Consider the following 14117-nt stretch of genomic DNA (forward strand, 5'->3'; position numbering starts at 1 on the left):
GGCCCGAACGGGCAAGGAGACAGGACCGATGACCAGGCTCGCTTCACTCGCCGCCGGCGCTCTTCTGGCGGTGTCTGCCGCCCCGGCGAATGCCGGGCCGCTGGAGGACAGCAACATCCAGCTCATCAAGGACTACTACGCAGCTTACGCGACCGGCAATCCTGAGGCCGTGCGGCCCTTCCTCGCGCCCGACATCGTGTGGCGCATTCCCGGTCATCATCCGCTCGCCGGCGACAAGCGCGGGCCGGACGAGGTGGTCGCCTTTTTCCGCGGCCTGGCCGATGGCAAGTTCAAGGCCGAGCCGATCTTCTTCCAGGCGCAGGGCGACCTCGTCGTCGATGTCCATCGCGGCTGGTCGAATGTCGGCTCAGGTCCCGAGATCGACCAGCTCTATGCGCTGATGTTCCGCATCAAGGGCGGCAAGATCGCCGAGGCACAGAATTTTTTGACCGACATGTATCAGTCGGACGCCTTTTACTGGGCGCATTACCCGCTGAAGCCATTGCCCGGCCGACTGGCTGGCGAGCGCTGAGACGGCGGTCTTTCTTGCAACGCGCCGCGCTTCTCACTCCAAGCCAAAGGAGACTTGCGATGCTTAAAACCCTGACACTTGCTGCAGCAACCGCCGTGGCGCTCGCCGCCTCCAATGCCTTCGCCGCACCGCGCATCGAGCGCGTCGCTTTCGCCTCGAACGGTGAGCAGATCGTCGGCGAGCTCTATCTGCCGGAGGATCTGGACGCGGCGAAACTTCGGCCCGCGCTGGTCGTGACCGGCGCCTGGATGACGGTAAAGGAACAGATGCCGGCCCGCTATGCCCGCGAGATGGCCGACCGCGGTTTCATCGCCTTGACCTTCGATTTTCGCGGCTGGGGCGAAAGCGGCGGCGTGCGCCGCCAGTACGAGGATCCTAACGCCAAGATCGCCGACATCGAAGCGGCGGTCGCCTATCTCGCGACCCGGCCCGAGACCGATCAGGACCGCATCGGCGGGCTCGGCATTTGCGCCAGCTCCGGCTACATGGTCACCGCTGCGGCCGAAAACGTCGCGATCAAGTCGGTCGCCCTCGTTGCGCCCTGGTTGCAGGATGCCGAAGGGGTCGAGCAGACCTATGGCGGCGGGGACGGTGTCGCCAGGCTCGAGGCCGCGAGCGATGCGGCCGAGGCGGAATATCGCCGCACCGGCAAACAGGCATTCCTGCCCGCTGCTAGCTTGACCGACGAGCGCGCGGTCATGTTCAAGGTGCCTTACTACACCGAACCCGATCGCGGCATGCTCCCGGCCTGGCGCAACGAGGCCGATCCCGCCTTCTGGCGCGGCTGGTTGAGGTTCGATGCAATCCAGGCTGCTCCGCGCCTGCACCAGCCTTTTCTGATGGTGCATAGCGAGGCGGCTGCCATTCCGCAGGGCGCGCACAAGTTCTACGCGCGGCTGACCAGTTCCAGGCAGGAGATGTGGCTAGACAATGTCACCCAGTTCGATTTCTACGATCGTGCCGCGCCGGTGAAGGCGGCGAGCGATGCCGTCGCCGCGCACTTCCGCGCAACGCTGGGCGGTGCAGGGGAGGCGGGACAATGAGCCTCGTCACCCGCCGGTATGTCTTGGCCTCGGCGGTTTCAGCCGCGATGATTTCCGCCATCTCGGCGCCCGCCTCGAGCGCTCCGGGAGATGCGCTGACGGTCGAAGACAGGATCGTGATCGCCGAGGCAGTTGCCGGGATCGGCCTCTATGCCGATCTGCGTGAATGGAACCGGGTCAAATCCTATTTCGCGGCCCGTGTCACGACCGACTATACCAGCCTCTTCGGCGGCGAGGTCACGACCAGCGGCCGCGACTCCCTGATCGCCCAATGGCAAGCGCTGCTGCCGGGCTTCGACGCCACCCAGCACCTCATCACCAACGTCATTGTCGAAGGCGCGGATAAGCATGCGGTTGCACGCAGCCATGTCCGCGCGACCCACTGGATCGGTTCCCGGTTCTGGACGGTCGGCGGCAGCTATCTACACCGGCTGGTGCGGACGTCGGAAGGTTGGCGCGTCAAGGCAATCTCCATCCGCCGCTTGTACGAAGAGGGAGATCGCGCCCTTTTGACCGCCGCTGCCGACCGGGTGAAGGCGGAGGCCAAATGAGTGTTCGGATTTGCGCATGCCCAGTCGCGCGGCGAGGTTGCTCGGAGCAACGGCAACGTGAATATTGATCGAATGTCGGGGCAGGCTTGGCGCATGCGGCATTAGTGCCGCCAACCGCGGAGACAGGACATGACCCTTTCACTGCAGGAGGTTTCCGATCGGCTTGAGATCGAACAGCTGCTTGCTCGCTATTGCTACGCTGTGGACGATCGCGACTGGGAAGCCTATCGGAAAATATTCACGCCCGACGCCGTGCTTGACGACACTGTAACAGGTGGAATCAGGAGCGGTGTGGATGAGCATGTTGCTTATATGAAAGGCGCCCTATCGAAGATATTGATCTCGCAGCACGCCATTTCAACAATCCTTCTTGATCTCCGAGGGGATGAGGCCAGCGCGCGCGTGCATTGTTCATGCCCGATGGTGGTCGACCTCGGCGAAGGCAAAAGGCAGGTCTTCTTCCAAGGGCTCTGGTATCGCGACCGCGTCATACGCACGTCCGAGGGCTGGCGCATAAGTGAACTTGTCGAGGAAGGCTATTGGAATCACAATTTGCCGGAGGGGTTCACGTTCTGACGTCTGTTACGCGCTGTGCTGGATCCGCCACGGACGCTGTTTTCAGACGTGGCAGCTACTGGCGCAACACGGTGTTCTTGGTGCCTTCTTCGACCTGGTCGATGACCAGCAGCTTGACCGGATCGGCGCCGACATTGGTGGCCTGATGCCACTGCCCGATCATCTCGATGATGAAATCACCTGATTTATAGGTGTTGCTCTTGCCGGTTTCGACGTTGGTGACCTGAAGCGTGCCGGCCTCGACATAGGCATAGCGCGGAAACGGATGCTTGTGGACCGGCAAAGTGGCGCCCGGCGCGATCTGATAGGCCGAGACCAGGACCTGCACGTTCTTCTGCGGCAGCGTGATCGGCTGGCCGGACGCAGTCTCGGTGCGAGAGGCAAGCGGGGTCACGACAACCGGCGTCCCGCTGGCGTCCAGCGCCTGGGCGTTGTTTGCAAACAGTGCAGCCGCGAGCAGCAGCGTCGGCGCCAAGATTATTCGCATGATTCCCCCCGAGCTGCGTCAGCATTGCGCAGCACGCATTGGCGCGCAAGCTTGTCTGTTGAGGAGCGCCTTATCCAGCTCTTCTAAACATGCCCGGCGTCATGCCATGCATGGCCCGGAACGTACGGGAGAGATGGCTCTGGTCGGCGAAACCTGCCGCGATAGCGGCGTCGGCGAGGCCAAATCCCTGTTCGATCAGCGCGCTCGCCCGGCGCAATCGCCGGTCGCGGATATAGGCCACCGGCGTCAGGCCGATCGCCTTGTTGAAGTCGCGGATGACCTGGAACCGGGTCACGCCACCCGCACCGGCAAGCCGCTTGAGGTCGAGCTGCGAGCCGAGCTCGCTTTCGACAAGGTCGCGATAGAGCGAAAACCTCCGCTGCGATCCGGAGCTTTCGACCTCCTCGGCCTGTCCGCTCGAGTCGCCATGCCGAACGATCAGCCGTCGCAGCGCCACGAGCAGGGACGTCTCGGCCGTCATTGTGTCTGGGGATGTCGAGCCCTGGTGTGCGGCCGTCAACGCTGCGGCGAGATTGTTGTCTTCGATAGTCGCGCGCGAAAACACCGGAGCGCCGTGCCAGCCGAGTTCGCGGGCAAGTGCGGTCATCAGCGGCACCGAGGGATAAAACGTCCGGTAGGCCCAGCCTTCGTCCGCCCCGCGTTCGCCGTCATGCCACTCCTCTGGATTGACGACGGCAATGGCGCCTGCCGGGGCGAGAACGCTTTGACGGCCGATGCGAATCCGCTCGCAGCCGGAGGTGATCAGGGCGATCACATAGGTCGGGTGTGTGTGCAAGTCGTAGCGGTGCCGGGTGAAGCGCGCTTCGAACAGGCCAAGGTCGGGGAAGCACGGATGGCGCCAGTATTTCCCGGTCTCCGCCGCTTGGTTTGTCTTTGCCATAGTCAATCCGGTTCAAGACGCTTTTCGTCGGGCCTTCTATGGCAGCAGGATCAAGCCACGCCGCCCATTGCCGGTGTGAGAGGAGGTATCATGTTGCATAATGACCCCATCGCCGCGCTGACACCAGAGGTCATAGGCTGGCGGCACCATATCCATGCCAATCCGGAGCTCGGATTCAATGAATACGAAACGGCGCGTTTCGTTGCAGAGAAACTGCGCTCCTTCGGCCTCGACGAGGTGCATGAAGGGATCGGCGGCACCGGGGTCGTCGGTGTCCTGCGCAGCGGTGGCGGCACACGCGCCATCGGCCTTCGCGCCGAGCTCGACGCGCTTCCGGTGCTGGAGAAAACCGGCTTGCTCTATGCTTCGAGGAGAGAGGGCGTGATGCATGCCTGCGGCCATGACGGCCACACCGCCATGCTGCTCGGCGCTGCCAAATTGCTCAGCGAGTCGCGCACCTTCGACGGCACCGTCACTTTCATCTTCCAGCCGGCCGAGGAAAACGAAGGCGGCAGCATGCGCATGATCGAGGACGGCCTGTTCAGGCGCTTTCCGGTCGAGGCGGTCTATGCGGTCCACAACTGGCCGGGCGTCAGGCTGGGGACGATCGCGGCCCGTGCTGGTGCGCAGATGGCGGCCGTCGACAATTTCGAGCTGACTTTCGAGGGTCTTGGCGCGCATGCCGCGATGCCGCAGCTCGGCGATGACCCGATCCTGGCAGCGGGCGCCTTCGTGCAAGCCGTCCAGCGCATCGTCAGCCGCACGGTCGACCCGCAGAGCGCGCTTGTCGTCAGCATCACGCAGATCCATGGCGGCAATGTCGGCAACATCGTGCCGGGCAAGGTCTGGCTGCAAGGCACCTGCCGCTTCTCCGAGCCCGGTCTTTCCGACCATTGCGAGAGGCTGATCGGCGAGATCGCACAAGGCATCGCCGCCGCGCATTCGCTCAAGGCAAGGTTCGACTACCGGAAGGGCTATCCGCCACTGATCAACACCGCGGACGCGACGGCCCGCGCCGTCGAGGCGGCGGCATCCGTCGTCGGCCGGGAGAATGTCATGACCGAGTTCAGTCCCAGTCTCGGCTGCGAGGATTTCGCTTTCATGATCCGTGAGGCGAGCGGCTGCTATGCGTGGATCGGTGCCGGCGAGGTCGGCCCGGGCGAAGGCCTGCACGGCGACCGCTACGTCTTCAACGACGAGATCGTGCCGACGGTGATGCGCTACTACGTCAACCTCGTCGAGCAGACGCTTGCCGGCAAAGTATCTGAGCTGAAATGAAGACGTCGGTCTGGGGGCGGCAGGTATTTCCCAAGTCTCGGCAAGCTTTGCAGAGGAGATAATCGACTACGTCAGAGACCCGCTATCGCAGGGCAATAGCGGGCCTAGTCCTTCTACAGCAGTTTTTCCGGCGTGATCGGCAGCTCCCGGATCCGCTTGCCTGTAGCGTCGAAGACGGCATTGGCAACCGCTGCGGCAACGCCGGTGGCGCCGAGCTCGCCGATGCCCTTGCCGCCAATCGGGCTGGCATGCTCGTCCACCTCGTCGACGAAGTGGATAATGATGTCGCCGGGAATGTCGGCGTTGACCGGAATGGCAACCCCTGAAAGGTTCTTCGACAGGAACCGCCCGAGCACCGGTTCGTGCCTGCTCTGCTCCATCGCCGCCATGCCCCAGCCCCAGATGATGCCGCCCGTCATCTGGCTGCGTGCGGTGCGGGGATTGACGATGCGGCCGGCGCTGTAGCTGCCGACGGCGCGACGAAGCCTGAGCAGGCCGAGCCCCGGATCGACGCCGACCTCCATGAAAATCGCGCCGAAAGTGCGCATGGCGAGGCCTTTGCCATGCTGCGCCGGATCGAACGAGCCGGAGCCGATGATCTCGCCGATGTCGGTATGACTCATCACGTCGGCGATCGTCTGACCGCCGGCAGCGCCTTTGCGGCGAATATGGCCGTCTTGCATCTCGACCTCGTCGGGCGGCAGATTGGCAAGACGGGCAAGCTGCGAACGTGCATCTTCGGCGGCTGCGAGCACCGCCGCGCCCACCCCCATGGTCGACGATGAGCCATAGGTCGGACCCGCCTCCGGCAGCTGTGTATCGCCCATTTCCAACTCGATCCTCTCCATCGGCAGGCCCAGGACATCGGCTGCGATCTGCGGAAAGATGGTGAGTGTTCCGGTCCCTATATCCTGGGTGCCGGCGCGGATGAGCACCGTGCTGTCCCTGTGCAACCTGACCTCGGCTGCAGGCGTCGGGTGGCGGAAACAGCCCATGCTACAGGTCGCCATGCCGTAGCCGATCAGCCAATCGCCATCGCGTTGCGGCTTGCGCGGGCGCTCGCGCCAGCCGAACAGGCGGGCGCCTTCCTCATAGGCCTCGCGCAGCTTCTTCGACGACCAGGGCTGGCCGGTGGCCGGATCCGTGTCCGCATGGTTGATCAGACGCAGGTCGAGCGGATCGATGCCGAGGCGGTGGGCGAGCTCGTCCATCGCGCTTTCGAGGGCCCAGGTGCCGGGACCCTCGACCGGCGCGCGCAGCGCCGTCGGCATGGCGACGTTCGCGCGCTCGACGCGCTGGCTGAGACGCATGGCCGGCGTGGCGTAGAGACCCTTCGAGGCTTCGGTGGCGAACTCGACGAAATCGTCGGTGACGGTGGTCAGGTTGACCACGTCCTGTTGCACGGCGGTCAGCTTGCCCGACTTGTCCGCCGCCAGCGCGATCTTCTGTGCCATGCGCGGCTGATAGCCGAGACAGGAATAGGCATTGGCGCGGCTGAGCGCCAGCCTGACCGGGCGCTGCATGATGCGCGCCGCGGCGGCGGCCAGCACCTGATGCGGCCAGATCCAGCCCTTGCCGCCGAAGCCGCCGCCGGTATGGCGGGAAATCACGCGGACCTTCTCCGCCGGGACAGTCATGCGGGCGGCAACCACCTGGCGGACACCGTAGACGTGCTGCGTGGCGTCGTGCAGCGTCAGCTCTCCGTCGTTCCACTCGGCGAGCGTCGCCGAGGGCTCCATGGCGTTGTGATGGCGCGACGGCTGCAGGTAGACGGCTTCGACCATGGCGGCTGCGTTGCTAAGCCCGCGGTCGACCTCGCCCTTCGTAAACGTCGGCTCCAGGAACAGAAAGCCGCTCTCCCTCGGCACGACCGCAGCCTTGTCGATTGCGGTCCATTCGGGGGGTGCCGGCAATTCCGGCTCGGCGAACTCGTAGCGCAACGCGACGCGGCGGGCGCCGGCCTCCGCCGCCTCCAGCGTCTCGCCCAGCACAATGGCGAGCGGTTGGCCCTCGTGACGTATCTCGTCGCTCTGCATGGGCATGAAGCTCTGCGCCGCCGGCGGACCTTCGGCTTGCTGCGTCTGCGTATCCGGCTCGGCCCTTGGCGATGCGAACCGGCCGAATTTGGGCATGTCCTCATGCGTGAGCACGCGCACGACGCCTTCCTCGGCGAGCGCGTCGTCGACCATGATCGACGTCACGCGGCCGGCGGGAACGGGCGCGGTCACCAGCACTGCATAGAGCAGGTCGGGGGCAAAATAGTCGGCCGCATAGCGGGCGCGGCCGGTAACCTTGACGCCGCCGTCAGGGCGGGCAACAGGCTGGCTGATCATCATGACGGCACCCTCGCTGCTCTTTCGATCGCCCGCAAAGCGGCGGTCTTGGCCAGTTCGATCTTGTAGGCGTTCTGCGACAAGGGACGCGCTTCGGCGAAGGATTGCTCGATAGCGGTGCTCAATGCCTCGCGATCGCCGATTTCGGCACCGGCGAGCTGCTCCTCGGCGGCGCTCAGCCGCCAGGGCCGCAGCGCGACGGACCCCAGCGCCACGGCAGCCCGACGGATGGTTTGGCCGTCCATCTCCAGCACTACGGCGGCGGAGACGATGGCATATTCGTAGGATTCGCGCTCGCGCACCTTGAGGTAAGCCGATCGCGGCGCCGGTGCCGGCAGCTCGATTGCCGTGATCAGTTCGCCTTGCTGCAACACATTGTCTGCCTCGGGCCGCGTGTCGGGAAGCAGGTGGAATTCGGCTGCCGGAATGCGCCGGCCGCCGCTGCGGTGCGCGGTGACGATGACTGCATCAAGTGCTGCCAGTGCCACCGCCGGGTCGGATGGCTGGGTGGCGATGCAATCCTCGGTCCAGCCGAATATCGCGTGATTGTCGTTGATGCCATGCAATGCCGAGCAACCGGAGCCGAGCCGACGTTTGTTGCACGGCAACTGCTCTTCGGCACGGAAATAGGCACAGCGCGTCTTCTGCAGCAGATTGCCGCCTATCGTTGCGAGGTTTCTCAGTTGCGGCGACGCCGCGTTGAGGATCGCCTGGCTCAACACCGGATAGTCGCGCATGACCAACTCGTGCTGCGCGACGTCGTTGAGATGCGTCAGCGCGCCGATCCTCAAGCCGCCGCCGGGCAGTGCCTCGATCTGATCCAGCCCGTCGAGGCGGGAGATATCGATGATCCGCGCCGGCCCGGCAATGCCAAGGCGCAGCCAGTTGAGCAATTCGGTGCCGCCGGCGAGAAAAGCGCTGTCCGGCGCCGCTCCGGCCGCGATCGTTTCGCCCAGGCTATCGGCGCGCGCATAGACGAATGGGGTCATTGGCTCGCCCTCCCAGCCGCTGCGCGCACCGCCTCGACGATTTGCGGATAGGCCGAGCAGCGGCACAGATTGCCGCTCATCCATTCGCGGATCTCGGCGTCGGAGCCGGTATGTCCCTCCTCGATCAGCGCCGCCGCCGACATCACCTGCCCGGGCGTGCAGAATCCGCACTGGAAACCATCATGATCGATGAACGCCTGCTGCACGGGATGAAGCGCATCGCCGTCCGCCAGGCCCTCGATCGTCGTGACCTCGCGTCCCTCGGCGGACACGGCCAGTATCATGCAGGCATTCACACGCCGTCCGTCGAGATGCACGGTGCAGGCGCCGCACTCGCCGAAATTGCATCCCTTTTTCGTTCCGGTCAGATGAAGCCGCTCGCGCAACAGGTCGAGCAGCGTGACGCGGGGATCGAGATCGGAAAGGCTGTGGTCCTCGCCGTTCACCCGCAACCGCAGTAGGTGCCGATCGTGGAAGTCCATTGGGGGTACCTCGAAGCACATGCCGTCCTAGTCGCAGGGACTCGTCCAGCAATCAGCCGCCCACCTGTCGAGGCGAAATAGGGCGGTCGATTTCGGGGGAAAGGCACTGCCGGTCACGGAAGGCGAAAAACGTTTGGGACCCCGCACGGGATGGGCTGAGAATGCCACGCCGCAAAAAGTGCACCGTCACCGTAGTTCAATACCGGCGCTCGCCTTCGTGGCCGCCTGTGTATCCTGCTGGCCACCTGTGCTGCATTCAAGTTAGCGAAACACGCAATCAACGAGCTAAAAGATTGATATGATGCCAGGGTTAACCGTTTCGTAGCCTAGGCGCGGCTCAAACTTGTCTTTGGGGATTGCGCCGGAGACAGTTCCGGTTGAACGGTAATCCACCTCTGTCTTCTTCTTTTTCTTGATCGTGCCTGACAAATCGGCACAGAGTTGCGTTGTCCCTTTTCTGGCTACCACCTTTTTCTCGTGCGCAACGGCGGCGGTGGATCCGGCAATCACAATTGCCGCGCACACGATGGCCAATCTCATCGAATTTCCTCCCCCAAGCGCCGGCCTAAGCCGCGGTCGATCTACCGACGCTGGGGCCGAAGCTCAGGTCGGCATCTTGGCCGAAGCGCATTATCACCGAGCCGATTGGCTCTGGCGCGTTATCAGCCTCTTTCAGGTAAAGCGTCTTCCTTCATTTGAGTGAAATCGAGCGATGGTTTCCCTTCGAACGCAGAATTACGGTGACAGTGCGCTTTCGATACATTGGCCCGCTGCGGGCCTCAGCTGGGTTAACCAGCTTCCTGGGCGGAGCATGGGCCTGCTCAATTGTGTTTTGACTATTTGGCTGCACGGGCGCGTAAAATATCCGGTTCGCCCAGTTGTGGGCGGACTAACTCAGGGAGGATAATGTTATGAAGATGAATCGACGTAATGCTCTCGCCCTTGGTGCCACCTCGTTGTCGACCCCGCTATTGGTTGCATTGCCGACTCCGGCAGCGGCCAAGACCTACGGTCCGACTGATGGCAAAGAGATTTTTCCCGGCGTTCGGCTCGTCGAACTGGGAACACGAGACTCCCATATCAAGGGGTACAAGAAAATCGCGATGGAAGACGTCGTGTATCAGCCAAAGGGATCTAGCCCGCTGGGGGATGTCATGGCCGACGACATGGTCTGCACGGTCACTGAAGGCGAGCTGCAGGTCACGGCCGGGGATATGCAGTTCACAGCCAAGGAAGGCGATGTATGGAGCTGCGGCAAGGGTAGCACGAAGGAGGCTGCTACGAACAACGGGACAGTGGTCGCCGTGATGCGGGTGATTAACCTCAAGGCTGAATAAAGCCAAGTTGGCGATCGTGGGCGCAATCCGCGCCCGGGTGGAATCTTGCGGTTAGCGATCTAACCGGCCAGCGCCATTCCAGTGCCAACGCCGATGGCAGGCCCCATTAGAAGCTTCCCGGCCAGATCGATGGCCAAGACGCGGATGGCTCCCCAAACGTCTGCGCGGGGGCCTTATCGCGCTGGCAAGATCGTCAAACGTCTTTTCCATTCCTGGAGTCTAGATCAACACCGGGAATCTCTGAATTCACCTGTTTGTTGTCCGCTAATTCAGCATGTCAACGCAGCGGCTTCTTGCGCTTCGGCGGCCTGTACTTCTCGACCAGCCTGACCTTATCAATATCGCAAGCATCATTCGAACGAACACTTTTCGTCCACGAGGAGGGAAGGGAATGCGGTCGGTGGCGCTCTCAATACCTACACATAGCCGGCCGTCAGCAGTGGTGACGATGGCACAGTTCGCGGAGCCGGTTGCCGTTAAAAAATGTCGCGTTCGCGGAAGATATTTCGGATAACGCACCCACCTAGAAAGCACGGCAACTGCTTTCCTTGTGCCTCGCATAAGGCCTCAGCTGGGTTAACCAGCTCCCTGCGCGTCATTTGCCGATATAGGCGGCCAGCTCGTCAGGCGTCCCCATGGGAAAGGCCTGTTTCAGATGGTCGAGGAATGCGGAGACGCGGGCGCTCAGCAGCCGCCGAGAGGGATAGAGCGTCCACAGGGCGATGTCGGGTCGATCGAGATCCCCCCAATGTACCAGTGTTCCGTCCGCCAGATCATGGCTCACCAGCGACACAGGTAGGCGCGCCGCGCCGACGCCCGCTCGTACCGCATCCCGGACCATGATGAGTGACGACAGCGCAAGGACCGGCTCGATCGCGATTGTTGACCGGCCAGTGGGCGTCTTCACGTCCCAAGCCCCTCGATCGGCTGTCGAACGCATGACGGCCGGGGTCGCCAGACCGTCCGCCGGCCGGGCGAGGTGAGGACTTGCCACGACCACCAGTCGATCACGCAGAAAGGCTCGCCCAACGAGGCTCTCATCCGGATCCGGATTGACCCGGATCACCAGGTCAAATCCCTCTTCGATCATGTCGACGGCGCGGTCTTCGGTCGTGACCTCGAGCCTTACCTCCGGGTATTTCAGGGCGAAGCCGGCAGCGATCTTCCCCATCGCGGTCTGTGAGAACAGCACTGGGGCGCTGATCCGCAACCTGCCTCGCGGCCTTTCGCCGCCTGAGGCGATCGCGGCCGCTGTCTCTTCGAGCTCGGAAAGCAACCGGCCCGTGCGCTCGAAAAGCGCACGTCCTTCTTCCGTCAGCTTCAACGCGCGGGCGCCACGCTCGAACAGCCGTAGATCCAGACTGGCCTCCAGCTCCGCCACGCGTCGGGACAAGGTTGCCTTCGGGCGCCCGGCAGCGCGGGCGGCCTTACCGAAGCCCCCGTGGCGGGCGACCAGATTGAAATCGGCAAGGGCAAGTAGATCCATATGTTCCACCAATGAGACGGCGTGTCCAAATATAACGCCTACCGACACAAATGTGGATCACTAATTTCTGAGCAGCCATCCGGCTCAACTCAGGAGTAACCCCATGACCATTCTCGTTACCGGCGCGACCGGCAATGTCGGCCGCAACGTACTCGAACAGCTCGTGAAGCGTGGCGCCCATGTGCGCGCTTTGGTTCGCGATCCCTCCAAGGCCAATTTCGCCGCTGGCGTAGATGTCGTGCAGGGCGACCTGCTCGATGTCGATTCCCTACGCAAGGCCTTCTCCGGCGTCTCCACCCTTTTCCTGCTGAACGCGGTGGTGGCCGACGAATACACCCAGGCGCTGGTAGCGCTGGCCGTTGCCCGCGAGGCCGGCATCGAGCGGATCGTCTACCTGTCGGTGATCCACAGCGACCTCTACGTCAACGTGCCGCATTTTGCGGGCAAGTTCGGCGTCGAGCGGATGATCGAGCAGATGGGGCTCAACGCCACCATCCTGCGGCCCGCCTACTTCATGGACAACGACATCACGATCAAGGACGTGGTGATCGGCTACGGCATCTATCCGATGCCGATCGGAGCCAAGGGCATCGCCATGATCGACGCGCGGGACCTGGGCGAGATCGCCGCGATCGAACTCCTCCGCCGTGAGCAGGCCGCCGCGCCGCTCCCGCTCAATCGCATCAACCTGGTCGGCCCCGACACGCTGACTGGCACGGACGTCGCAGCGATCTGGACGGACGTCCTCGGTCGACATATCGCGTATCCCGGCGACGACACCGCCGGCTTCGAGCAGAACCTGCGGCAGTTCATGCCGAGCTGGATGGCCCTCGACATGCGCCTGATGGCGGAGCGCTTCCTCACGGACGGCATGGTCCCCGATGCCGGCGATGTCGATCGGCTGACCGCGCTGCTGGGCCGGCCGTTGCGCTCCTATCGCGACTATGCGGCCGCAATTGCCGTCTGAGCCCCATCACCGACGTTCTGTCCAGGAGACATATCATGATTTACTCGACCGCTACCGTTCCGGTGAATCCCCGAGGCGAGACCAAGCTGACCCGTGCGCAGATATGGCAGGGCCTGGAACTCAAGGCGCGCGACGCCCGCCTGTTCCTGCCCGCAGGCCTCTGCACCCGTTGCGACGTGGAGGAGAGCGCGACCCACTTCGTGCGCGAAGCTATGATCGCCGGTACTGATCTGCGCGAGATCGTGACGCTTGAGCAGGAAGCAAGGTCACCTTCTTCCAGGCGACCGGTCCGCGCGAAGGCGCGGAAATCGCCTTCATAGCTAGTGGTCGGGTCATTCACATCAGTTGCGCCAACGGCAATTGCAACCAGCTGGTGAGCGAGCTGCTTTATAAGCACGGACGAAACGCAAAGCCAGTCCGTCAAAACGCGGGTGTAGATGACGTACTGCTTCACGGCTTTGTCCAGTTCAAGCGTTGTGCCTGACAAGGTGGTGGCCGAAGCATTGTCTAACGTCAACGTTCGTTGTGCTTGACAAGAACCGCAAGATTGAATGGAGGGGCACTGTTTGGTCTGACGGCGAGCCGAGTAGCGACGAGCCTCGCATGGGCCTGGTCCATCCCGCCAAAGTCGAAAGTAGGGTGTTCGTTGCGGGAACGGAAGGTCGACGCTGCGGAAGGGGGCATGGGGTCTTCGCGCGAGCGGGTTATCCGATCCCCCGCTCAGAAATTTCTACCAAACATTCCTGACGGTTACGGCCCGAGCATTGTACGGTTCTTACATCCTGTTGATGTCGGTCAGGGAGAGAGTACTGTCGTCTCTTCGGCGTGCCCCTCGGGGATGGTCGGATGAGTGTCGTTCAAAGTGTCAGTCCAATTCTACATCAGGCTATTGCTGCACTCCTGAACGGGGCGGCTCGCGGAGACATTGTCTCGATCAAGGCTGCAATAGAACGAGTCCGCGTGACTGCGCCTAATCTGCGGGCATCTGACGAAGAGCTAACTGAGGCTATCCTTGAGGTAGCTTCCGCCACTGGCCTGTTCGTGTGTTTCGACGGCCGGGAGTAGCTCTCAGCCACGCGCCTCACTAATCCGCCTAACGTTCCCCCCCAGCATTCCAGGAATTTTGCTCATTGTGGCCCCGCGAGAGGGGGCGCG

At 63.1% G+C, this 14117-nt stretch carries 14 protein-coding genes and 1 pseudogene; 8 read left to right on the forward strand and 7 right to left on the reverse strand.

The annotated features are described in order from the left end of the window. Positions 1–28: 28 nt before the first annotated feature. The 4 genes from NKI22_RS04700 to NKI22_RS04715 all read left to right on the forward strand — a co-directional run bounded on the left by NKI22_RS04700 (position 29) and on the right by NKI22_RS04715 (position 2702). The gene (locus tag NKI22_RS04700) at positions 29–532 is read left to right on the forward strand and encodes a nuclear transport factor 2 family protein (RefSeq protein WP_023720026.1); all 504 of its coding nucleotides are present in this window, start codon (positions 29–31) and stop codon (positions 530–532) included. Positions 533–591: 59 nt separating this feature from the next. Further along, entirely contained in the window at positions 592–1575 is a 984-nt protein-coding gene (locus NKI22_RS04705; protein WP_023720027.1) for an alpha/beta hydrolase, read from the forward strand. Then, positions 1572–2126, forward strand: a complete 555-nt coding sequence (locus NKI22_RS04710) for a nuclear transport factor 2 family protein (protein WP_352643195.1) — start codon at positions 1572–1574, stop codon at positions 2124–2126. Before NKI22_RS04705 ends, NKI22_RS04710 begins: the two co-directional genes overlap by 4 nt. A gap of 129 nt (positions 2127–2255) precedes the next feature. Continuing rightward, entirely contained in the window at positions 2256–2702 is a 447-nt protein-coding gene (locus tag NKI22_RS04715) for a nuclear transport factor 2 family protein (RefSeq protein WP_023720029.1), read from the forward strand. 55 nt (positions 2703–2757) lie between these two features. Here NKI22_RS04715 and NKI22_RS04720 read toward each other — a convergent pair whose 3' ends face one another. Both NKI22_RS04720 and NKI22_RS04725 read right to left on the reverse strand, forming a co-directional pair. Continuing rightward, entirely contained in the window at positions 2758–3189 is a 432-nt protein-coding gene (locus NKI22_RS04720; RefSeq protein ID WP_023720030.1) for a cupin domain-containing protein, read from the reverse strand. 70 nt (positions 3190–3259) lie between these two features. Continuing rightward, positions 3260–4090, reverse strand: coding sequence for an AraC family transcriptional regulator (locus NKI22_RS04725; RefSeq protein WP_352484227.1), 831 nt, complete (start codon positions 4088–4090; stop codon positions 3260–3262). A gap of 90 nt (positions 4091–4180) precedes the next feature. Here NKI22_RS04725 and NKI22_RS04730 point away from each other — a divergent pair, with 90 nt between their 5' ends. Further along, a complete protein-coding gene (locus tag NKI22_RS04730; RefSeq protein WP_352814602.1) occupies positions 4181–5368 on the forward strand; it encodes an amidohydrolase in 1188 nt (395 codons plus the stop codon). 113 nt (positions 5369–5481) lie between these two features. Here NKI22_RS04730 and NKI22_RS04735 read toward each other — a convergent pair whose 3' ends face one another. The 4 genes from NKI22_RS04735 to NKI22_RS04750 form a co-directional block, all read right to left on the reverse strand. Then, complete coding sequence (locus tag NKI22_RS04735; protein WP_352814600.1) at positions 5482–7704, reverse strand: xanthine dehydrogenase family protein molybdopterin-binding subunit; 2223 nt, start codon at positions 7702–7704, stop codon at positions 5482–5484. After that, positions 7701–8690, reverse strand: a complete 990-nt coding sequence (locus NKI22_RS04740; protein WP_352958251.1) for an FAD binding domain-containing protein — start codon at positions 8688–8690, stop codon at positions 7701–7703. The genes NKI22_RS04735 and NKI22_RS04740 overlap by 4 nt, the downstream gene beginning before the upstream one ends. Next, positions 8687–9172 (reverse strand): (2Fe-2S)-binding protein, encoded by a 486-nt coding sequence (locus tag NKI22_RS04745; protein WP_031194306.1) that lies wholly within the window; start codon positions 9170–9172, stop codon positions 8687–8689. The genes NKI22_RS04740 and NKI22_RS04745 overlap by 4 nt, the downstream gene beginning before the upstream one ends. A gap of 285 nt (positions 9173–9457) precedes the next feature. Continuing rightward, positions 9458–9712 carry a hypothetical protein gene (locus tag NKI22_RS04750; protein WP_023720036.1) on the reverse strand — a complete coding sequence of 85 codons (255 nt, stop codon included), beginning with the start codon at positions 9710–9712 and terminating at the stop codon, positions 9458–9460. A gap of 371 nt (positions 9713–10083) precedes the next feature. Between NKI22_RS04750 and NKI22_RS04755 the strand changes: the two genes are divergently transcribed. After that, complete coding sequence (locus NKI22_RS04755; RefSeq protein ID WP_023720037.1) at positions 10084–10509, forward strand: hypothetical protein; 426 nt, start codon at positions 10084–10086, stop codon at positions 10507–10509. A gap of 595 nt (positions 10510–11104) precedes the next feature. On the opposite strand, the gene NKI22_RS04760 is transcribed toward NKI22_RS04755, so the two are convergent. Then, positions 11105–11995, reverse strand: coding sequence for a LysR family transcriptional regulator (locus NKI22_RS04760; protein ID WP_023720038.1), 891 nt, complete (start codon positions 11993–11995; stop codon positions 11105–11107). Positions 11996–12098: 103 nt separating this feature from the next. On the opposite strand from NKI22_RS04760, the gene NKI22_RS04765 reads away from it, so the two are divergent. Both NKI22_RS04765 and NKI22_RS04770 read left to right on the forward strand, forming a co-directional pair. Beyond that, positions 12099–12962, forward strand: coding sequence for an SDR family oxidoreductase (locus NKI22_RS04765; protein WP_352814597.1), 864 nt, complete (start codon positions 12099–12101; stop codon positions 12960–12962). A 35-nt stretch (positions 12963–12997) separates the two neighbouring features. Next, a pseudogene (locus tag NKI22_RS04770) lies at positions 12998–13272 on the forward strand (AtaL-like protein); the annotation flags it as partial. Between the last annotated feature and the right edge of the window lie 845 nt (positions 13273–14117).

The sequence above is a fragment of the Mesorhizobium sp. M0778 genome (assembly GCF_040320105.1).
Classification (GTDB): Bacteria; Pseudomonadota; Alphaproteobacteria; order Rhizobiales; family Rhizobiaceae; genus Mesorhizobium.